16 protein-coding genes are annotated in these 21,323 nt (G+C 50.3%); 4 read left to right on the forward strand and 12 right to left on the reverse strand.

Annotation, left to right across the window (positions count from 1 at the left end):
- Window positions 1-142 precede the first annotated feature (142 nt).
- The 9 genes from EB241_RS00260 to wbaP all read right to left on the reverse strand — a co-directional run bounded on the left by EB241_RS00260 (window position 143) and on the right by wbaP (window position 12,184).
- Window positions 143-2,359: a phage tailspike protein gene (locus tag EB241_RS00260; RefSeq protein ID WP_124231240.1), complete on the reverse strand. Its 2,217-nt coding sequence runs from the start codon at window positions 2,357-2,359 to the stop codon at window positions 143-145.
- Between the two features lie 194 nt (window positions 2,360-2,553).
- Window positions 2,554-3,588, reverse strand: coding sequence for a glycosyltransferase family 4 protein (locus EB241_RS00265; RefSeq protein WP_124231241.1), 1,035 nt, complete (start codon window positions 3,586-3,588; stop codon window positions 2,554-2,556).
- A gap of 121 nt (window positions 3,589-3,709) precedes the next feature.
- On the reverse strand, window positions 3,710-4,462 hold the full coding sequence (locus tag EB241_RS00270; protein WP_124231242.1) for a glycosyltransferase family 2 protein: 753 nt from the start codon (window positions 4,460-4,462) through the stop codon (window positions 3,710-3,712).
- A gap of 67 nt (window positions 4,463-4,529) precedes the next feature.
- Window positions 4,530-5,657, reverse strand: coding sequence for an EpsG family protein (locus tag EB241_RS00275; protein WP_124231243.1), 1,128 nt, complete (start codon window positions 5,655-5,657; stop codon window positions 4,530-4,532).
- Between the two features lie 44 nt (window positions 5,658-5,701).
- Window positions 5,702-6,607 (reverse strand): glycosyltransferase family 2 protein, encoded by a 906-nt coding sequence (locus tag EB241_RS00280; protein ID WP_124231244.1) that lies wholly within the window; start codon window positions 6,605-6,607, stop codon window positions 5,702-5,704.
- Between the two features lie 108 nt (window positions 6,608-6,715).
- The gene (wzc, locus tag EB241_RS00285; protein ID WP_124231245.1) at window positions 6,716-8,896 is read right to left on the reverse strand and encodes a tyrosine-protein kinase Wzc; all 2,181 of its coding nucleotides are present in this window, start codon (window positions 8,894-8,896) and stop codon (window positions 6,716-6,718) included.
- 12 nt (window positions 8,897-8,908) lie between these two features.
- Window positions 8,909-9,343 carry an arsenate reductase/protein-tyrosine-phosphatase family protein gene (locus EB241_RS00290; protein WP_124231246.1) on the reverse strand — a complete coding sequence of 145 codons (435 nt, stop codon included), beginning with the start codon at window positions 9,341-9,343 and terminating at the stop codon, window positions 8,909-8,911.
- Between the two features lie 15 nt (window positions 9,344-9,358).
- A complete protein-coding gene (locus EB241_RS00295; protein ID WP_124231247.1) occupies window positions 9,359-10,492 on the reverse strand; it encodes a polysaccharide export protein in 1,134 nt (377 codons plus the stop codon).
- 258 nt (window positions 10,493-10,750) lie between these two features.
- Window positions 10,751-12,184, reverse strand: a complete 1,434-nt coding sequence (gene wbaP / locus EB241_RS00300; protein ID WP_124231248.1) for an undecaprenyl-phosphate galactose phosphotransferase WbaP — start codon at window positions 12,182-12,184, stop codon at window positions 10,751-10,753.
- Between the two features lie 785 nt (window positions 12,185-12,969).
- Here wbaP and EB241_RS00305 point away from each other — a divergent pair.
- On the forward strand, window positions 12,970-14,556 hold the full coding sequence (locus EB241_RS00305) for a TerC family protein (protein ID WP_124231249.1): 1,587 nt from the start codon (window positions 12,970-12,972) through the stop codon (window positions 14,554-14,556).
- Between the two features lie 28 nt (window positions 14,557-14,584).
- On the opposite strand, the gene asmA is transcribed toward EB241_RS00305, so the two are convergent.
- From asmA to udk, 3 genes are all read right to left on the reverse strand, one after another.
- A complete protein-coding gene (gene asmA / locus EB241_RS00310; protein WP_124231250.1) occupies window positions 14,585-16,390 on the reverse strand; it encodes an outer membrane assembly protein AsmA in 1,806 nt (601 codons plus the stop codon).
- Between the two features lie 65 nt (window positions 16,391-16,455).
- Window positions 16,456-17,037: a dCTP deaminase gene (gene dcd / locus EB241_RS00315; RefSeq protein ID WP_124231251.1), complete on the reverse strand. Its 582-nt coding sequence runs from the start codon at window positions 17,035-17,037 to the stop codon at window positions 16,456-16,458.
- A 106-nt stretch (window positions 17,038-17,143) separates the two neighbouring features.
- A complete protein-coding gene (gene udk / locus EB241_RS00320; protein WP_124231252.1) occupies window positions 17,144-17,785 on the reverse strand; it encodes a uridine kinase in 642 nt (213 codons plus the stop codon).
- A gap of 242 nt (window positions 17,786-18,027) precedes the next feature.
- Between udk and EB241_RS00325 the strand changes: the two genes are divergently transcribed.
- The 3 genes from EB241_RS00325 to EB241_RS00330 all read left to right on the forward strand — a co-directional run bounded on the left by EB241_RS00325 (window position 18,028) and on the right by EB241_RS00330 (window position 21,317).
- The gene (locus EB241_RS00325) at window positions 18,028-18,627 is read left to right on the forward strand and encodes a phosphatase PAP2 family protein (protein ID WP_124231651.1); all 600 of its coding nucleotides are present in this window, start codon (window positions 18,028-18,030) and stop codon (window positions 18,625-18,627) included.
- A gap of 126 nt (window positions 18,628-18,753) precedes the next feature.
- A complete protein-coding gene (locus tag EB241_RS21220) occupies window positions 18,754-19,338 on the forward strand; it encodes an MASE1 domain-containing protein (RefSeq protein ID WP_233592499.1) in 585 nt (194 codons plus the stop codon).
- A 17-nt stretch (window positions 19,339-19,355) separates the two neighbouring features.
- A complete protein-coding gene (locus tag EB241_RS00330) occupies window positions 19,356-21,317 on the forward strand; it encodes a PAS domain S-box protein (RefSeq protein WP_233592500.1) in 1,962 nt (653 codons plus the stop codon).
- The last annotated feature ends 6 nt before the right edge of the window (window positions 21,318-21,323 follow it).

Genomic DNA, 21,323 nt, shown 5'->3' on the forward strand with positions numbered 1-21,323 from the left:
CCAGAAGCTGCTATACCGCAGGTAAGCAAAAAAATAAACAAATAATAAGAATATTAAAAAAACGATCTAAATCCGAAACGACAACGCAACCCTGCCAGACTGTATATGGTGGGGAACAGGCGCTGGCCTGCTCCCGTCGGCGTTATTTCTTCAGGGCAAAATAGGGCACAGCGACCTGCTGGCCGTTGATTACCATCGATACAAATCCCTGTGCCTGCGAAGTATCCACTTCACTGGCTTTCAGCGGACGCGACTGCATCAGCAGATCGCCCTGCTCATTGGCACCAATACCCGCCTTGCCATTGTGCAGCGTGAAACGCTGTACCAGGCGATGGCTGTTGGCGCCGGAAGGCTGGTCAGCTTCCTTCATTTTACTGTCAAAACGCGCACATTTACCGGTGGTAAACCGGTCCTTAGCCGTCGATTTCATCAGTACGCCGGCAGAAGCCAGCCAGCCTGCAAGCTTAACGTAAACCCGCGTATCGGTGTCATACGGTGTTTCTATCATCACATCCACCACCGGGCTGGCACCTTCTGCATGCCAGCTGCCCTCAGCACGATGGGCTTTGCGTTGCAGGCTGATAATGGCTCTACCGCCCGTGGTATTGCCGCCCACTACTTTTTGCAACACCGCTTTGTCCGTGCCGTTGTTGAAGGCCGCCTGACCGAAGATTTCAATCTCCCAGCTGTCACCCACATCAGGGGTAAAAATGTTGCCCAGCTCGTACCACTTCTCCTGATTGGTGTTATTGATAATGCGGAAACGTGAAGTCAGGTAGTTGTACTTCATACTGCCATCAACGGCGACACCATAAGATTCAACTCTGGTCGACCCTCGTTCATAAGCAGAGAGCCAGGCACCTTCAGCCAGAGAGTTATCGATCCAGCTGCCCGCCTGCAAATTGGTCTGACGCATGTTCAGACGCGAGTTATGTGCAATAAGCGGATTTTTGCAGGTTTCAATGCTAAGGGCGTCGATAATCCACTGTCCGTTAGAAATGTTGCCGGGATTCTCTGAATGCTCGATCCAGCCGTTATGAATAATTGACTGGCTGCAGCGATCCAGGTTCAGCACCATACCTTTTGTACAATACTGAGCATTGAAGTTGGAAAGCTCAATAGCGGTGCTGTGATCCCAGTTACCTCTCTTCTGCCCGGACCAGACGGCTTTAATCACATCACCGGTACATTTGCTGGCGTACCACTGATCTATCTTGCAATCCAGCGTATCCATAAGGTTGAGGGAAGTGCCTCCCATATTTTCAAAACGCAGGGACGCCCCCCGGAAGAACTGGCCACCGGGGCACTTGTTGTTGAAAAAACCCTGGCTGTTTGGCTGCTTGTCCGTGCGACCATTGACGATCAGATTGCTGATTTCAACCCAGCGGGAATTGACCTGGAAAATAAACTCCGACTGACCATCAGAGATAATGGTGGTGGCAGGAAAATAGCCAAAGTTGACCATTGCACCGGAAACACGGAAAAAACGGCTGGTTTCGGCAGAAAAATCACAGCCTTTGACAAAAAAAGTACCCGCAGGAAACTGCACGCAGATAGGCTGATTGGCTTTCACTGACCAGTTATACATGGCTTTAATAGCCGGAGCGGTATCGGTTTTACCATCATCTCTGGCACCAAAATCAAACAGAGACAGGCGGTTAAAGTCATGGACAACACGACGCCAGTGGAAACCTTCGCCCGCGAAGTTAACGCCACCATCATCCGTGCCGCTGCTCAGGCTGCCGACAAATTCACCGCCACCAACCTCAAGGCCTTCATGCCAGCTACTGAGTTTCACTTTTGCGCCTTCAAACAGCGGTCTTGTCTTGCGTAGATCGTTCACCGACGCGATTTCACCAATCAGCTGGTAGCCGGCCGGCTGTGATAAGCGCTGACTGAAACTGGCGGCATCCGGCCTGCTGACGTCCGGGATGTTGAACAGCACGCTGCCGCCATCATCCACCACCGCCATAGAGTGGGCAGGATTAGCAATCAGCGCCGCATTATCGGCAATAAAATGCTGGAAATTACCCTTGTTGAGGATAACCGGCTGCTCAATTTTTGACAGTTTACCGCTGGTATTCCGCAGAAACAGGTCGATAAGATTGCCCGGCTGAGTTGGATCGGTGCCAACCTTACCGACATAAAGTTTGCCACTAAAATTCTCCCAGAATCGGTCTGGCATGGCGTACACCGTTTCCGGTGTCATAATTGGTACATCCTCTTTCGGTACATCACCCGCCTGAACGTCCGTCAGACTGACAGAAGCGTCCTTTTTGGCGGCCTGGCTGGAAAACGAACTCACAGAGAGGGCTGCAAGAATCGACGAGAACCCGGTAATTAATTCTCTTCTTTTCATTGATATAATCCCATAGTAGTCATTGTGCCGATAGGCGTAAATGTGATTTCCAGAGGCGATCCCCTTCCTGATTATGGCCTGTGCGGCATGGTGTTCCACACTTCCCGACTCGCCTGCTAACGGACGCTTGTCAGGAAAATTGCGTCAGCCCCGGTGCATAAGCGATAAAAAATCAGGGGATCGGATTCGTTAAACTAAATAAGTGAAAGCCAGGATTGTTGAATGACCTTGCCATCAAATTTCAGGGCGGTGGATTTGGTTTTTTCACTCATGGCATGAAACAGGTCGTCGTTGTGAGCCAGCTGATTCATCTTCTCGATAAAGCCGACACGATCGTTCATGGCGACCAGAAAACCGTCTTCATTATTGTTGATGATCTCCTGTGGGCCGGTTGGGCAATCGTAAGCAACCACCGGGAGTGACCAGGATTTTGCCTCCAGCAGCACCAGCGGCAAACCTTCGTAGCGCGAGGTCATTAACGCCATATCGCTGTCACGATAGTAATCATTAATGTTTGCCACTTTACCGACAAAAGCGACGCTATCGCTGATATTGAGTGAATTGGCCTTCGCGATCAGTTCATTTTTCAACTCGCCGTCACCGGCAATTACCAGCTTCCACTGAGGGTTAGTGGCGCTGAAATCCCGCCAGATATCCAGCAGCAGGTCGAAGCCTTTCTGAAAATCAAGCCGTCCCACCGCCAGCGCCTGATAGTTACGCGCGGTACGCTGGTAATTTTTGTACACCACGGGATTAGGAATTGTTTTGGCCGGAATGCCCCACTGCGTTAACACCTTTTCATCTTTTGCGGTGAGGACAATCACGCGGTCGTAATAGCGCAGGAAGAGATATTTAAGCAGCTTAATGGGTTTACTGAAGGAGTTTATGGCAATGTGTTCGCAGGCATAGCTTTTGGCTTTTTTCTTGCGCCGGGACAGAAGGCTGTACAGCGCAAACATGACGCTGAGACGTCCCATGCTAATTAAAAAGACCGCATCGAAGTCCTGCTGGCTGATACGCTGGACAGCACTGCGAATAGGATTTTTTTCACCCTCGAAGCTGACGATCGCCTTCACCTTGTCAAAAGGGTAAAAAGGCTGCCCGGCGCCTTCCAGCGAGTAAATCACCACTTCATGTTCGTCGCCCAGACACTCGGACATGAAGTTACAAATATTTTCAGTTCCGGCGTAGGAATAGGCATCTTTAATCACCAGCACTATTTTTTTCATCGCGGACTCGCCACCTCAATCACTTCAATGTTAAAGCCTGTCCTGCGTCGCTTCAGACGCGCCTGTTCAGGACAGGTACGGCGTTTGTCATTGCAAGACTGAAACGTTTCAAGCCTGCAGATTATCTGTGCTTTAAGGTGAACAGAACCCCATTAACCATGTACCAGGCATAATAGTAATACACTTTTAGCGGATTGTTTTTATAGATAAATCTTAATAACTCCAGATGCCATTTGGCCGCCTTATTTTTATTACGGGAGAGCGAATCGCTCAGTTCGTAATAGTTGACAAGGTTACGATCAATCACTCTTGCCTGTTTGTACTGCTCGAATAATTCATACAGGAATAAAAAATCTTCGTGACCTTTTTTCCTGAACAGAATGTTGCGAGACGGACGACGGTAGCAAACGGATGAGAAGCAGATGCGGAACTGCTTCTTCACAAAACTCTCTTTCATCAGGTAAGGCTTACTCCAGCTGACGTCATAGGATTTGGTGCGTGACTTGTAGCCATAGTGGGAAATCACCAGATCGTCACCGGCTGCCAGTGCCTGAACCTGCAGCATCAGCTTATCTTTTTCCCATTCGTCATCACTGTCCAGAAAAGCAATAACCTTCTCGTTGGCCGCTTTCAACCCCACATTGCGTGTTTCCGCCGCGCCAAGATTCACCTCGTTGCTGAGGATGGTAATCCGCGGATCGCGGCAGTGCTCCTGCACAAACGACAGTGAGTCATCGGTTGATTTATCGTTGATCAAATATATCCGCCAGTCCGTCCAGCTTTGATCAAGTACCGACTGTACCGCACGCAGCACGGTGCCACGTGCGTTGTACATAGGAATGACAATGCCAACTGTGCCGATTTGATTGTTCATCTGAGATCCTGCATGCATATCGTGGAAGGGCTTAATGTAAAAAAGGCCAGTAAACCTGGCCTCTGAATCAGAAAAACTTAAAGATGGGAGAGATGCTGTAACCGTTTACCGACTGAACTGAAAGGAGGGTGTTGTAGGCCAGATAATAGGTCGTCATCCCCGCCAGCAGAACGAAATTAATAATGGGGTTACGGATGCGCGTCATCAAAAACGCCAGCAGCAGCGGCTCAGTATGTAAGAAAAGGTTCCCTACCCTGCCCCCCAGAATCGAGAAGTCAGAGAATATAATACGGATTGCCGCACCGGCCGAATAGGTAATTAACAGAATGTAGACCAGCCGATCTTTCTCTTCAATCAATGACTTACGAAAATAGACCAGAGTAAAGAAAATAATGAAGGCAATATTTTTAAAATTCGCCAGACTGAATACCGGCAGCGCCGCATCAAACTCAGTCCCGCTGTAAGCCATTGCCCGATCGCCCAGATTAGGCACGATCCCAAGCGAGTCAAGGAACAGTTTCTTACCGCCAATCAGTCCAAGCGGAATTGCGGCAAACACCATCATAATACCAAAGTATCTGCGCTCCCTGATAAACAGGAACGGTGCCACCACCACGGTCACAAAGCCGGTGGACTGCGACTGCGAACTTAACAACAAAAAGACAAACGCCAGGAAATAACGCCGCCCCGCCGCTGTGCAGATGGCGGCCACCGCAAACGCACTGGACAGGCCAAAACGGATTTGGTTCATGTCCTTGTTAATGAACAGGTGCGCCGAGTAGAGGCAGAGCGAGCACAGGATCAGCGGCGAATACTTCTTAAATATCCAGGCGTTAGTCGAAACAGCGATAAAGGCGATAAACAGCAGGAAGTAATAGCTTTCATGCGTAAACCAGCTCAGTACCCAGGCCAGCAGCATAAACACGTTTTCATAGCGATAGACGTCCGCCACCGCAGCAAATCCATCCATGCTGGTTTGCCGGGAGAAATCGTGGAAAAAACCCAGATATTGCCAGTCATCTACCCCTGAGTTGGGGCCACGCATTCCTGCCAGCAGGATAAGTATGGTGATCCCGATAAAAAAGAAATAGGTGACGATAGTCTTTGTCTTGGGCTGTGTTAACTGGTTAATCGTGGCCAGTTCAAAAAAACAAAAAACAAGCAGTATGTAGCTTATTACCCAGTATATAGCCATTTTCTTCCCCAAAAAAAATCAGTGCATTACAATGAACACTGACACTATTTTCCGCCTAAACGCGTTCTGATTTTATCCTTCAGACGATTGATAAAGTAAGTGCGGTTTTCTGCATTTGTTAAGAAGAAATAGCGGACGAAACTGAGCGTAGCCTTGACGGATTTTCCATCCATTTTGTATCGTAACGGAAGCTTGTAAGCTTTGTAAGTGTTGATATCGCGCTGGGTAAGCCAGGGCTTCATGTTCTCCAGCCAGAAGAAAGAGTATTTTACCGATTCACCTTTATGTTTCGAACCAAAGTTGCTGACCAGATGGTAATCAGCCAGCGGCCTGTCAATCATCACGAACTCGTAGCCTTTTTTGTCAGCACGAATACAGAAATCATAATCCTGATGGCGGATATATTTCGGATCGAACTGGATATCCAGCGCATATTCACGCTTGAGCACGATAGTGCTGGTCTGAATGAAGCCATAACAGCCAAACAGATATTCAGCCACGGTTTCAGTTTTTTTGACCGGCTGCATCGGCATCACTTTCAGGAACTGCCCGTCCTGAATGATGTTAACCTGGCTGTAAATAATGGTCTTCTGCCTGCCCTGCGCCTCCAGCTCGATGATGGTATTCAGCGACTCCTTCAGCTTGTCCTGATGCCATTCGTCATCAGCATCTAAAAAGCAAATGTAATCACCGGTCGCCAGTTTCACACCTTTATTACGGGCAGCGGAGCCAAACAGTTTTTCCTCGGAAAACACCAGCCGCATTTGCAGATGGCTGTATTTTTCTGCCTGTACCACTTCGGCGAGTTTGTCTGCATCAGAGGATTTATCATCAATGATGATAATTTCGAAATGTTGGTAAGTCTGCGCGGCCACACAATCCAGGGTGGTCGCGATCGATTCAGCCGCATTATAAGCCGGGATAACAATCGAGAAGAAAATATCCTTCATTCTCAGGTACCTTTTTTTTCGTCCAGACAAAGCGGCCCGGAAAACACGCGATTTCAAAAAAATAAATAAGAGCCCTTCGTCGTCAGATGAAAGGCTCCTTTTAATTAGTTAACTTTTCGCATCCTGCTTATAGCTGTAATCATAATAATCATAACCATAGCTGAAAGCATTTGAGGCTTTACGCACCACAGCATTAAGAATAACACCTTTAATATCAATACCATTCTGCATAAAGCGGCGGTAACTGAACTCCACTTCTTTGAGCGTGTTGGTTTCAAAACGAACCACCATCAGCGCCGTTCCCGCCAGCTTACCAATGATCGACGCGTCGGTGACCGCCAGGATAGGTGGTGTGTCGACCAGCACCAGATCGTAGTTGATACTGGCCCAGTGCAGTAACTCGTTCAGGCGGCTGTGCATCAACAGTTCCGATGGGTTCGGTGGCACCTGCCCGCGGGGAATGAAATCAAATCCGTATTCACCCTGCTGAACAATCTCTTTGCCAAGGGCTGTTTTCCCAGACAGCACATCCGACAGGCCCACTTTGTTGTGCACACCCAATAACTCATGGGTGTAACCACGACGCATATCACCATCGATCAACAGCACTTTCTGATCGGCTTTGCCTACCAGGGCCGCAAGGTTAGAACAGATAAACGTTTTGCCAATACCCGGGCTTGCCCCGGTGATCATCAGAATATTGTTTTTCGCTTCCATCATCGCGAAGTGCAGACTGGTACGCAGGCTGCGAATGGCTTCGATGGAGAGATCGGTAGGATTACCCAGCGCCAGCAGTGAATTAACCGGTTCAGACTTACTGTAAGGCGTGCGTCGTGCAATCAGATCGGTGTCCCGTTTACGCTGCCATTCTGACAGTGGCACGCTGGCATACACGTTAATGCCGCGTTCTTCCAGTTCATCGGGACGCTCAATACCGTGGTGGAACAGTGCTTTCACCAGAATAATACCAACGGAAACCACCATGCCAAGGATCATACTGGCCAGCACTACGATCAGTTTCTTCGGAGCAACCGGCGCTGCTGCCGTTTCTGCCGGGTCAACAATGCGAACATCACCCACGGTACTGGCTTTACTGATATTCAGCTCCTGCTGACGATTCAGCAGCTGCATATAGATTTCCTGACCAGACTGCACGTCGCGTGTCAGTCGCACTATCTCCTGCTGGGTTTGCGGCATCTGACCGATTTTCTGGTTCAAACGTTTTTGCTCGTCTTCCAGCGTCTGACGTTTCTCCAGCAATGCACGATAAGTGGGATGATCTTTAGTGAACAGCTGAGAGACTTCAGCCTCACGGAAGGTCAGCTCGTTTAACTGGCTCTGAATGTTCACCGAGGAGTCCAGGGCGGATTTCGCCTCCAGAGACATATCCACCGAGTCATTCTGACGACGGAAGATGTTCAGTTTATCTTCTGCGTCATCCAGTTTTGCGCGCACATCCGGCAGCCGTATTTTCAGAAACTCCAGACTTTTCTGCGCTTCTGCTGATTTGCGATCGATGTTCTGATCGACATAGTTGGTCACTATCTGGTTCAGCACCTTGCTTATCTGAACCGGATCTTCCCCCACATATTCCAGTCCCAGAACGCCGGTGTCTTTTCCTTTGTCCGCGACGGTCAGGTTATTGGTAACCATGCTGATGGCCTGCAAGTCAGTCAGTTTGGTTACCGTAAAGCTGGTGCCCGGCTGGACGTTTGCGATACTGACGTTCATCGATACGCCAGCATGGCTTTCAAGCTGTCCAACTTTGCCTTTAAATAATGCCGTGCCATCCTTGCTGACGCTGTAACTGTCAGGCCCTGTCACGTCAAGCACCAGCTCCGGTTTTTCCCAGTCAGACGGAATGGTCAACTGGGTGACGTTGAGCTGGCCGGGCTTATTGCCCATCAGACGGGATAAGCCTTTACCAATAACCGGCAGATAATTTTGTTGAACAAAGGCATCCAGCCCTAAATCCTTAACCGTTTTGCCAATCACCATCCGCGAAGTAATGATCTCCACTTCCGTCGCTGACATAGGTTGCGCACTTGGCAACATCGACTGGATATCATTCAGAACCGTATTCGCATTTTTGTTTTCTACCTGCACCATCGCATCCGAACTGTAGATAGGCGTGGCAAACAGGCTGTACAACGTGCCGAGCAGCATAAACAAAGCCGTAACAGCAACAATTATCCAACGATGATCAACAAGTTGTCCCACAATATGCGTCAGGTCCCACCCGGTGGATTCCTCTTGCGACGCTGACGGTGTCTTACTCTTTATATTCATGGATAATCCCAACTATCGGCTTAATGCGTTGACCCATTTCTGGGCAGCGTTTTCAAGTAATCCGTACACGGCTTCATGGGCATCGCGGCTTTTCTTGTAGGGATCCGCTATTTCCTGTTGATTAAGCCAGTGGCCAAATAACATGGTTTTACCTCGTACGGATGGGTTGATGCGGTTGACCAGATCGATATGCGCCTTTTCCATCACCAGCAACAAATCGTACTCCCGACACATTGCCGAGGTCAGCTGGCGCGCGACATGGCCTTCCAGTGAAACACCATGCTCACTGGCAACGCTGCTGGCAGTAGCATCAGCCGCATGATCCACAACAGCGTGAATGCCCGCAGAGGCGATTTTGATATCCGGTAACGCTGCTTTCAGCAGCCGTTCCCCTGTGGGAGAACGACATATGTTGCCAATGCAGACCACCAGGATTGAATTAATCATCAGCGTCTCCAGTGATTACCAGTTATGAATAATCTGCGCATTATCGCTGGCGGTGTAGATGCTGGTAATAGTTGGAACAAGCTGGGAAACAACGCGGTTCCAACGTGTCAGCGGTGTCGCCGTGACGTAAACGATGTCATACGGTTGTAACTGGAATTCTGAACCCATCACCATTGCGGAAGCATCCTTAACATTCAGCTGATAAATATTGGCGATTTTGCTGCGATTCTGACCTTTAACGGGACGAATAACGAACACGCCAGTCGCATCCGCCACCGCCTGATCCATGCCCTGAGCGCTGCCCAGTGCTTCAGCAAGCGTCATGCCGCTGCGGTCCATTTTCAGGGTGGCCGGCTGTTTAACCTCGCCCATCACGAACACTTTCAGATCGTCATTGCGTGGAATATAGAGGATATCGCCAGGGTAAAGCAGATGGTTTTGCGACAGGTCGCCGTTTTGCATCAGCGCCTGAAGTGAAATAGGCATTTCGCGGCCATTATGGGTCAGCACCACATTGCGCCAGTCGGCCGTTGCCGTCAGACCACCCGCTGCGTTCACCGCATCAAGAATGGTCAAAGGAACGTTGGTGATAGGCTGCTGGCCAGAGGTGGTCACTTCACCGGTTACATAAACTTTTTGCGATTTGAACGAGGCAACGCTGACATCAACCTGTGGGCTTTCAATGTATTGTGCCAGGCGTGAAGCAATTTCGCTACGCACTTCCTGAACGGTACGCCCTGCTACCGCAACACGTCCGATATAGGGATAGAAAATGGAGCCGTCGGAATGCACCCAGTTGCCCGTATCACTGGCACTACGATACTGCCCTGCCGGGGTGGTTAACTCCGGGTGATCCCAGATAACAACCGTCAAAACATCACCCACACCGATACGATATTCGTAACGCTGCAATTCATTCTGCAGTCCCGGATTAGGCTTTGCGACCACAGGCTTCGCGCGAAGCTGCTCAACCAGGCCCGGCGTTAACGGAAAAACGTTAACGTATTTATCAATGTCAAAATCGCTATCCTGTTGTTTAACAACATCTTTTCCGCCAGTGGAAAGTGTCGAACCGGGCACAACCGTACATCCGGAGAGAAGGGTAGCTGTAATCAATAGGGGTAATACTTTCGTTTTGATTGTAATCATCTATCTCATCGCTATCAGTAATTTGATTGATAGTAGCGAATCCGCCGCAGTGTAGCGTCACGCAAAAGTAATAAGGTAAATCACCCGATCAGGCCTTCAAACTAACGGTCATTATCATCTATTCCCTCTTACTTTTTATGCCTTGCCGGTTTGATTAAAGCCGACGCCTAACATTCACCAAAACGTATCCCGCGTACATGTAGTCCGCTCCCGCCTGATGGCCGGTCACGGTCACGTAAAAGCAGGAAACAGCCCGTCTTAATAGGCACCATCCCGCTTCAGTACAACGCCAACGGTCTTGAACAGGATGGCGATATCGTTCCACAGCGACCAGTTTTTCACATACCATGAGTCAAAGTAGACACGGGTTTCGTAGTCCACATCATTACGACCGCTCACCTGCCATAAGCCCGTCATCCCCGGTTTCGCCATGTAATAGTAATCGACATCACCGGCGTACCGTTCCAGCTCATCTTCGATAACCGGACGGGGACCAACCAGACTCATTTCTCCACGAATCACGTTCCACAGCTGCGGCAATTCATCAAGGCTGGTTTTGCGGATAAAATGCCCCACGCGGGTAATGCGGGGATCGTTCTTCAGTTTAAAATCTTTATCCCACTCAGCACGCGCAACGGGGTCGGTACGCAGCACTTCTTCCAGCACTTCTTTCGAATTAACCACCATGGAACGGAACTTAAGGCATTTAAATTTACGCCCGTTCAGGCCCACCCGTTCATGACCATAAATCGGGCTACCTCCATCCCGCGAGACCAGGAAAACCAACACGGCCAACGCGGGCATCAGCGCAACCAGAATGCTCATGGCCCCGACGATATCGAACGCTCTTTTAGTAAAACGCGAAGTACGCTTGGCGAGATTGTTGCTGACCCGCAAAATCATCACTTCATGACTAAAAATATAAGCCATATCCGTGCCATATAGGGGCACACCACGCAAAGAAGGTATCACGGAAACAGCACGACAGTTATGTTTTGCAAGATTTTTTAACCAGAGGTCCCGATACTGGCTTTGTTCGAATTCTACGGCCACGATAAATTGCGTGTCGATATCGACCAGTTGCCACAGTTCTTCCTCGGTGCGGATTACCGGCGTTGAAAATAGTTCCAGCGCCGGGGTGGAGCCATCCACATCGTAGAAGGCCACCACATCAAAGCCCATCATTTCTTCGCTTTGCAACGCCATCCATGCTTCTTCGGCATTTTTACCGCTGCCGATGATAATTGACTGGCGCTTCCACAGTTTATAGTGGTTAAGGGTACGTTTTACCACAGCGCGTCCTGCCGGGATAAATACCAGGGCCAGCAGCCAGGTGAGTACCCAGATCCAGCGTGACAGCTGCCACTCAGAGAGTGCCGTGATAGAAAGGTCGATAACAGAAAAAATCAGTACGCTTCTGAATATTTCTTTCAACTCAAACCAGAAAGGTTTGCGATAAGTATAATGACGCAGACGAACCCAGAACCATGCGATGCAAACCAGCGAAAGGATAATATGAGTAACGATGGTAAGACGCAAATCTTGTGAAGTATATTCATTAAGAAGATTGCCAGGAAGTGCACTCATCAACCAGATTGCAATAAATAATGAGGCGTTAAAGAAAAAGAGATCAGAGAGCGATAAAAACAGTCTGATCAATAACCCTTTCGAGGTAAACTTTATATTACTCATAGTTAACTCTTATTTTTTATTCAGTAGCCTGGAGATAATTAATTCCTGCCACAGGAAGTAATTACGCGCTTACTTATCAAATCATTTTTCATGACAGAAAACATATTCTGAAAGCGCGTGAGGGATATCATGATAATGAGTTGAACATAATGCTGTCTCAGACAAAGATCCGTAACTCTGGTGATGAAAAATTATTCAGCATTGGTATTATCATTACGACTTAACACGCTACCGCCCTTGACTTGTAGCTGCCAATGCGCTGTATCCCACTTTTTCCTGCCCTGTGTGAACGGCAGGTTAACGCACTTGCTGTCTTCATTACCTGTCAACAACAAACGCATAGCACTGAGTTCTAAACATGACATCAGTCATGGTATTAACTAACACGTTGCTATACTAGTTATTACTGGCATGTTTACAAGAGTCCGTCCCTTTTCATTCAGCCTTTTAGGATTAAGACTACCCTCGACCCCATACCGCACCGGGCTTTCCATCATTACTTCCTTTAAAAAATCAGGATCGCAGCATATTCGAATAAGAATATTCCTGGTAAATTTAAGATACTGCTCTTAGTATCATCAGGATTTTTTGAGGACCTGTACGAATAATCCTGAAAAAAAATGGCTACATTTTCTCAATCGGGGAACCGGATAATTCCTCTCCGGGACTTGCGTCTCCTGGCAATAATCTGAACTGTGCTAACGATTGCGACGCAATATTTGTTAAACGATGCCCGGTTAACTATCATCAGAACAATTTTTCAATCGGTACGGGCCTGAACGCTTATGTTCGAATGGATCCTCGATCCGTCAATCCTCGCCGGATTACTGACTCTGATTGTGTTGGAGCTGGTGCTGGGTATTGATAATCTGGTTTTTATAGCCATTCTGGCTGAAAAGCTACCTCCTTCTCAGCGTGACCGTGCCCGCATCACCGGATTGCTGCTGGCGCTGATGATGCGCTTGTTGCTGTTGGCTTCAATCTCCTGGCTCTCGTCGCTGACCTCACCGCTTTTCATCATCATCGGGCATGCTTTTAGTGCGCGTGACCTGATTATGCTGTCAGGCGGTGTCTTCCTGCTGTTTAAAGCCACGATGGAGCTGAACGAACGGCTTGAAGGAAAAGATGAGGATGAGAATCCACAAAAAAGCGGCGCTAAATTCTGGGCCGTTGTTGCACAAATAGTGGTACTGGATGCGGTATTTTCACTCGATTCGGTGATTACCGCGGTCGGGATGGTGGATCGGCTGGCTGTCATGATGGCGGCGGTGATTATCGCCATCCTGCTGATGTTGCTGGCCAGCAAACCCCTTACGCGCTTTGTTAATGCGCACCCGACAATCGTGATTCTTTGCCTGAGCTTTTTACTGATGATCGGTTTCAGTCTGGTCGCAGACGGATTTGGCTACCTCATACCAAAAGGCTATCTGTACGCGGCCATTGGTTTTTCCGTCATCATTGAGGCTCTCAATCAGTTGGCACAGTTTAACCGTCGCCGCTTTCTCATCGCAAAATCGCCGTTACGCAAACGCACCGCAGAAGCGGTGCTTCGTCTGCTGCGTGGCGGTCATCAAAATGCAGAACTGGGGGCTGAAAACGCTTCACTGGCGGCGGATCATGCTGACAGCCAGGCCGTTTTCAATTTTCAGGAACGTATGATGATAGCCCGTGTGTTGGGTATGGGGCAGCGTACCGTCAGCAGCATCATGACGTCGCGCCATGATATTGAACATATCGATCTCAGTGAATCTGCGGACAGGATTATGGCACGGCTGGACCGTAATCAGCATACCCGACTGGTGGTGACGGACAACAGTAACGATCCGCTGGGCGTGGTACACGTTATCGATCTGCTGCAACAGACTTTGCACAGTCAACATCTGGATATTCGTGCTGTTGTCCGCCAGCCGCTGGTTTTCCCGGAGCAGCTTACCCTGCTGGAGGCCCTGGAACAGTTTCGTGCGGCACGAACGCATTTTGCCTTTGTCGTGGATGAATTCGGCTCCGTGGAAGGTGTGGTGACGTTAAGTGACGTAATGGAAACGATTGCCGGTAATCTGCCGAATGAAGGTCAGAAGATCGATGTTCGCTATGACATTCAGCAAAATACCGACGGCAGCTGGACAGCCAACGGCCATATGCCGCTGGAAGATTTGGTGGTTTACGTTCCCTTGCTGATTGATGACAAAAGAGACTATCAGACGCTTGCCGGACTGCTGATGGAATACACCCAGCAGGTGCCAAAAGAAGGCGAACAGATTCAGATCGGCGATTATTTGTTCCGCACCCTGCTCGTTGAAAACCACCGGGTGCAGAAAGTACAAATCGTTCCGACACGGCGTGGCGAACCAGATTACCCCGCTGAGAGCTGAACCAAAATTCAGCTTGACAGTCTGCACGTTAAACGCCGTTCTGATTTCTGTCTGACCAGGCTTTCAGGCGTTTTTTCGCTTCATCAAGCAGTTGCTGACGTAGCACCTGATCAACCTGTAACGAATAGTTCAGGGCTGACCACGGGCCGTAAATGCGAAGCGGAACCGGAGTCTGCTGTAGCCGCCTCACCAGTTCACTGTCCCCCTGCCATCCCTGCGTCACGGTAACCGCGAAGGTAATGTCAGCCTGCTGGTCGCTCAGATTAATGCTTCCTTTACCGCTATAGTCAAGCATCGTCGAGTGCCCGCGCATATCGCCAAATGAAAGCAAACCATTATTCAGGGTTGCGCTGCCCGCGATCTGTTGCAGATTGCTGGTAGCCTCTGTTTTATCCGGCCCTCGCACACGGTTACTTCCTCGCTCCACCGCACGCTGGATCATCTGCTGAAAATTCAGACCATTCATCTGCGCATTATCCAGACTGAGTTCGGCAGTACCTTTCCATGCCCGTCGGAAAGACGGCACGGTCATACCATTGCCATTAAAATCACCGTTGAGCGACAGATTACCGCTTAATGAAGACGGTAAATCAAATGCTTTCAGCAAGGGTTCAACCGCAATGTTTTGTAGCACAGGACGAAGCGCGACGCGTGTCTGTGGGCCACGCATATCCATTGTGCCCGGCAGCGAAAAACTGCCGTGCCCGGCATTGCCATTAAAGGTTGCCAATTGTAACACGCCATTTTTACTGGTGGCGTTAAGCGTCACCATATCGAGATCCATGCCGCGCCAGCGCATCTTATCTACTTTCAGATTCAGTTTGCCGTCCGTTGCGTTGAGCAGCGAACTGGCATGATTATCGCCTTCCGGTTGAGCGATAACCGGGGCCGGGCCGGTACGCTGTGCCGCCATTCCCTGTACATTACTGCCCACGCTGCTTTCCAGTCCCAGCAGTGAATCCATGTTCAGTAATGGAGAATGCAACATGACCGCCATCTGTGGACGGCTCCCCAGCGAACCGCTGACGCTACCATCAAGCTGGCTGTCATTCGCACGCAGCGCCAGATTATTCAGGCTAAAAGACGCATTGTCGCCAAGCCATTCAACCTGCATTTTCGCCTGTCCTTTCAGACCATCTTTGGGTAAATCAGGGCCAGTAAGTTGATAATCAAGCCGGTTAACCGCGGCGGTTATCTGATGGGGAGAATGACTGAGATCCATCTCGGCACTGAGATTCATTAACAGCTCACGCTGATCGCGGCTGATGCGGCTGCTCAGCTCAAGATGTGCCTGGCGCTGCTGATTCTGGGACAGTTGCAGAGTGAGATCGCGCACGTTCAGCTGCTCACCATTACGTTGCTGCCAGATCAGCAGGCTATCGGCCACCTGCAACTGGCCGATATCAAACGTCCAGCCGGGGCTGTTTTCCAGCGGGGAAGCATCAGAGGGCCCGACCGGTGCACCAGCCGGGCGCTGACTTTCACTGTCCGGGGTCAGGCGCACTATCGCACCTTTCAGCATCACCTGTTTAACTGCGAGCTGATGCGACAATAACGGCAGAAGTTCAACATCCAGACGCATATTGCTGGCGGTCACTACCGGCTGTGGTGCTCCCGGTGCGGTCAGCGACATCGGCCCGGAAAGAATGCTGAGCTGTGGCCAGACATGCCAACGCAGATCGCCATTAAGCGTCAACTGATAACCGCTTCGATGTTCGACCTGTTCAACCATATAGTCGCGAAACTCATTGGGATTAACCAGCAGCACCAGCGACGTCATACCGGCCACGATTACCACCAGAAAAATTGCCAGCGTGGTAATAAATCTTCTCATGCCTTGTCCTCGCACCTCATTCAGGCCCTGGCAACCGCCGGACTGAAGAAATGAGGCCAGTTATCCTAATCTTTATCGATCCGACTGGCGTCAGCGCCCTGTTGCCCCTTGTATTTGGCATCCTGCCGACGATTATAAGGCCGGGCGGCGGGGCCGCTGAGCGGCTCAAAGCTGAGTGCGCCAATCAGCATTCCCGGACGAAGCGCCAGCGGCAGCTTGCCTGAATTATAGAACTCCAGCACAATCCGGCCCTGCCAGCCCGGATCGATGCGGTGGGCGGTGACATGCACCATCAGGCCAAGGCGCGCCAGAGAGGAGCGACCATCCAGCCAGCCAACCAAATTGTCCGGCAGCGTCACGGATTCTAATGTCACCGCCAGCGCCAGTTCGCCGGGGTGCAGGAAGAAAGCCTCTCCCTCAGCGAGCACAATCTCATCACTCATCACGCGATCGAGCGCGGCGCTTACTTCCGCCTTCGGACCGCTCAGGTCTATGTACGCCGCGGTATGACCACGAAAGGTTCGGAACTGGTTACCCAAACGCACATCCACAGTGGCACCATTAATACGTTCAGCCGGTGGCCGGGGAGAAATCTCAAGCTGGCCATTGTCCAGCCAGGCTTCAATATCACGATCGCACAATCTCATCAGAGGCTACTCCCTAAAAGTCAAAATGGACTGTTCTGGCCGCAACCCCGATACATCCTGCACGGGGTACTGCAAAACACCAGCGGTTGCAGTAAAAGCCAGAGTGTTATTCAAAAAACTGATTGATTTTTGCCTTCAGAATATCAATCGCAATACGGTTCTTCCCCCCGCGTGGCACGATGATGTCAGCATACTGCTTTGAAGGTTCAATAAATTGCAGGAACATTGGCCGGACGGTCTTTTGATACTGTGTCATCACCGAATCCATTGAACGACCACGTTCATTAACATCACGTCTCATTCGCCGCAACAGACAGATATCCAGCGGCGTATCGACAAAAATGGAAAAGTTCATTTCCTGTCGCAGGCGGGCATCGGTCAGCAACAAAATCCCTTCCAGAATAATCACCTTTTTGGGTTGCAGCCGGATGGTCTGCTCAGTGCGGGTATGCTCGACATAACTGTAAACCGGCAAATCTATGGGCTGGCCCGCTTTGAGCATTTGCAAATGCTGTAGCAGCAAACTATGGTCCATCGCGCTGGGATGATCGTAGTTAGTTTTAACCCGTTCTTCCATGGTGAGATGACTTTGGTCTTTGTAGTAGGCGTCCTCAGGAATAACACCAATATTTTCGTCGCCAACCCGCTCGCGGACTTCACGATAGAGGGTACTGGCAATAAGACTTTTTCCAGAGGCAGAAGCGCCGGCAATACCTACGATGACGCACTGATGCGACTTGTCAGTCATAAATTCAAGGCCTGGTTACAGATTATCAGAGATATGGAGAGGATCAATTCGCGGATAATTATAAGGATTCCGGGGGGTTGATGCCAGTAAAATGCAGTTAAAAGCTTTTCAGACTTTCCCGTTATACCTCGCAGGGATTGCCGTTTAGACTGTGCATAATGAGATCTGACTCGCATTTTTACCCAGAAGGAAACACTGTGCCCGATCGTGCTTTGCATATTTTGACCTATTTTGGCGACAGTATGTTGCTTATCCCTACCGCGGCGATCATGGCATTGATGATCGGCTGGAAAAACAGTGACCGTCGTGCATCTGTCTGGTGGCTGGTGGCATTCTGCGCGGCGGGTAGCATTGTCAGCCTGTCAAAAATTGCGTTTATGGGATTTGGCATCGGTAGCGCACGCTTTAATTTTACCGGTTTCAGCGGGCACAGCACCATGTCGGCCACGCTCTGGCCTGTGATGCTGTGGCTGATAAGCAGTCGGCTTTCCGGCTGTTGGCGCGGTTTCGCCGTCGGTATCGGCTATTTCATTCCGCTGATGGTGGGTCTGTCGCGATTGATTCTGAACTTTCATTCGGAAAGTGAGGTCACAAGCGGCCTGATATTGGGCTTTACGCTCAGTACCGCTTTTCTTATCAGCCAGCGTCGCACACAGTTACAGGGGTTTTCGGCACTGCAACTCTGTATTGCTCTGGTGGTGCCGCTGCTGCTTATAGGTCATGGTCGCATTGCAACCACCCAACAATTCCTTCAGCGATTATCAGTGCAGATCGCAGGTATCGACCATGCCTGGACCCGTGAAGAACTGTTGAAACTGCACCAGGCATCATCGGTTAAATAAAACGCATCTCTGAAAGCCAATGTAACGAAACCGGGAATTACCTTAAGCATTCCTTATCGGTTATGTTAGCATCGCAAAGAGATTACAGATTGTACTGATGTCACTGCTGCCCAGCCGGATTTGTCAATGATTACCGAAACACGCTTACCACCATCCAGCCCTGTTTCAGCGTGGGCCAACGTTGTGCTGCTGGGCACATTCTCCTTCGTATTGACATTTTTTTGCAGCGAACTCACTGAAATGAGCGCGCAAGTTTCTCCGCTGTGGTTTCCCACCACGCTACTCATCGTCGTGGTATTTCGCCAGACGGGTAAATTCCTGCTGCTGCTGCTGAGCGGCTGTGTTATCGGTATTGCCGCTGCCAGTATCCTGATGACAGGGCTCTCGCTAAGGGCTCTGGAATATCCGCTGCTCAACCTTGCCCAGGCCCTGCTGGGAGGTCTGCTGCTTCGCCGCCTGCTGGATCGCAAAAAGCCGCTGGATTCAATGTTGTGCTGGTGCAAAATGTTTATCTCAATGGGCCTGGTTATACCGCTGATCGGCGGCCTGTTGGCCTGCTGGTTCCTTGGCCGGTACAGCTTTCATTTTTTTTCGATTTGGGGCGTTTCCGAAAGCATTGGCATGTTGGCACTCGGTCCTGTCTGCCTTTTATGGCAAGGCGTCTGGCTGCGTAAAAAGATCCCCCCCGCAAGTGGATTGAAACCCTGTTAACGCTGTTGTGTACGCTAGTGTTGTGCTATTACGTGCTGCGCTATATGCCCTGGCGATTCACCGCTGTCATGGTGGTATTGTTATACAGCGCGGTGCGTCTGCCTCGCTTCGGCGCCTTTGTGGTCTTTCTTGCCACCCTGTCGATGATGATGATGATGCTCAGCTGCAATATGTTGGAAATTCGCTCCGCCCGCTCTGGTTTTATGACCGATAATCCCTGGCTACCGTTTCTGTTGGTGATTATCCCCAGCCACCTGATGGCGCTGCTGATGCATTCGTTCCGCGAGGAGAAAAAGCATATCACAGAGAGCGAAACGCGTTTTCGCCATGCCATGGAATACTCAGCGATCGGCATGGCACTGGTATCGGCAGAGGGCCGTTGGCTTCAGGTCAACCGATCCCTTTGTGTGCTGGTAGGCTATGAGGAAAGCGAGCTAACGGCAATGACCTTCAACCAGATTACCCACCCGGACGATCTGGCGAACAGCCAACGCCAGATGGACGCGCTGCTTCGCGGTGAGATTGAAACCTACAGTATGGAAAAGCGCTATCTTCGCAAGGATGGCAAGGTGGTATGGGTGTTACTGGCGGTATCACTGGTTCGGGACAGCGAAAAGCAGCCGCTCTATTTTATCGCACAGATTGAAGATTTCACCGGGCTGAAACAGACCGAAGAGGTTAACCGTCTGTTGATGCAGCGCATCACGCTGGCTAACGAAGCGGGCGAAATCGGCGTCTGGGAATGGAGTCTGAAGACCGGAGAAATGAGCTGGGATAAGCGCATGTTCCAGATTTATGGCATGTCTGAAGACGGCCAGATCAACTATCTGACCTGGGCTAACAGCCTGCACCCTGCCGATCGCCAGCTCGCCATTGATGCTTTTGATGACGCGATTAAAGCTTCAGGCCCTGCTGACGTTGTATTCCGTATTCAGACCGCCTTCGGCATCCGCTATATCCACAGTAAATCCACCATGGTACTGGATGAAAAAGGTGACGTGGAGAGAATGCTGGGTATCAATCAGGATGTCACAGCAGTGCGCCAGTTAACGTCAGCGCTGTACCACGAAAAAGAGCGAATGCACATCACGCTTGATGCCATTGGTGAGGCGGTGATTAGCACCGATGAAAAGATGCGTGTCACCTTTATGAACCCGGTGGCGGAAACCATGAGCGGCTGGTCGCAGGAGCATGCATTAGGTAAACCGCTGGGTGATATTCTGCACATCACCCGGAACGGAGACGATCCGCAAACCGAAAACCTGCGGTTATCTGAACTGCCACAAAGTAAATTTACCACCGGGCTGGATCGGGAACCGGTTTTACACAGCCGTTCCGGCAATCAGTTTGACATCCATTTCAGCATGGCACCGCTAAAAACCCAGGAAGGGGATAATATTGGCAGCGTGATGGTTATCCAGGATGTCAGTGAATCGCGTAAAGCCATGCGCCAGCTTAGCTACAGTGCTTCCCATGATATGCTGACTCACCTGCCCAATCGCGTCAGCTTTGAGCAAAGGCTGGAGCAGCTGTTGCACTCGGCAAACGATGAGCAGCAAACGCACGCGCTGATCTTTATCGATCTCGATCGCTTTAAGGCCGTTAATGACAGCGCTGGCCATGCCGCCGGAGATGCCCTGCTGCATGAAATTTCCGTACTGATGCAGCACAATCTGCGTGATGATGATTTCCTTGCCCGACTGGGTGGTGACGAATTTGGCGTACTGCTGCCCGCCTGCTCACTGCAACAGGCGCAGGGCATTACCGGGGATCTGGTGAACGCGGTGAGCAAATATTCTTTCGAATGGAAAGGTGGATTACATCAGGTCGGTGCCAGTGCAGGCATCACGTTGCTGGATGGCAGTAACGGCAATATCAGCGAAGTGATGTCCCAGGCCGACCTCGCCTGCTATAACGCCAAACACAATGGTCGTGGCCAGCATTCCGTCTTTCCCACTCAGCCTTTCCACAAACGGTAACCCGCG

Source organism: Erwinia psidii, from assembly GCF_003846135.1.
Taxonomy (GTDB): Bacteria; Pseudomonadota; Gammaproteobacteria; order Enterobacterales; family Enterobacteriaceae; genus Erwinia; species Erwinia psidii.

What these genes read in the sequence shown, in the direction of transcription:
- EB241_RS21220 (WP_233592499.1), top strand. Translation starts at nt 18,754, where the DNA reads ATGATTACCGAAACACGCTTACCACCATCCAGCCCTGTTTCAGCGTGG.
- EB241_RS00265 (WP_124231241.1), bottom strand. Translation starts at nt 3,588, where the DNA reads ATGAAAAAAATAGTGCTGGTGATTAAAGATGCCTATTCCTACGCCGGA.
- wbaP (WP_124231248.1), bottom strand. Translation starts at nt 12,184, where the DNA reads ATGAGTAATATAAAGTTTACCTCGAAAGGGTTATTGATCAGACTGTTT.
- EB241_RS00270 (WP_124231242.1), bottom strand. Translation starts at nt 4,462, where the DNA reads ATGAACAATCAAATCGGCACAGTTGGCATTGTCATTCCTATGTACAAC.
- EB241_RS00260 (WP_124231240.1), bottom strand. Translation starts at nt 2,359, where the DNA reads ATGAAAAGAAGAGAATTAATTACCGGGTTCTCGTCGATTCTTGCAGCC.
- EB241_RS00290 (WP_124231246.1), bottom strand. Translation starts at nt 9,343, where the DNA reads ATGATTAATTCAATCCTGGTGGTCTGCATTGGCAACATATGTCGTTCT.
- asmA (WP_124231250.1), bottom strand. Translation starts at nt 16,390, where the DNA reads ATGAGAAGATTTATTACCACGCTGGCAATTTTTCTGGTGGTAATCGTG.
- udk (WP_124231252.1), bottom strand. Translation starts at nt 17,785, where the DNA reads ATGACTGACAAGTCGCATCAGTGCGTCATCGTAGGTATTGCCGGCGCT.
- EB241_RS00295 (WP_124231247.1), bottom strand. Translation starts at nt 10,492, where the DNA reads ATGATTACAATCAAAACGAAAGTATTACCCCTATTGATTACAGCTACC.
- dcd (WP_124231251.1), bottom strand. Translation starts at nt 17,037, where the DNA reads ATGAGATTGTGCGATCGTGATATTGAAGCCTGGCTGGACAATGGCCAG.
- EB241_RS00305 (WP_124231249.1), top strand. Translation starts at nt 12,970, where the DNA reads ATGTTCGAATGGATCCTCGATCCGTCAATCCTCGCCGGATTACTGACT.
- EB241_RS00280 (WP_124231244.1), bottom strand. Translation starts at nt 6,607, where the DNA reads ATGAAGGATATTTTCTTCTCGATTGTTATCCCGGCTTATAATGCGGCT.
- EB241_RS00325 (WP_124231651.1), top strand. Translation starts at nt 18,028, where the DNA reads ATGTTGCTTATCCCTACCGCGGCGATCATGGCATTGATGATCGGCTGG.
- EB241_RS00275 (WP_124231243.1), bottom strand. Translation starts at nt 5,657, where the DNA reads ATGGCTATATACTGGGTAATAAGCTACATACTGCTTGTTTTTTGTTTT.
- wzc (WP_124231245.1), bottom strand. Translation starts at nt 8,896, where the DNA reads ATGAATATAAAGAGTAAGACACCGTCAGCGTCGCAAGAGGAATCCACC.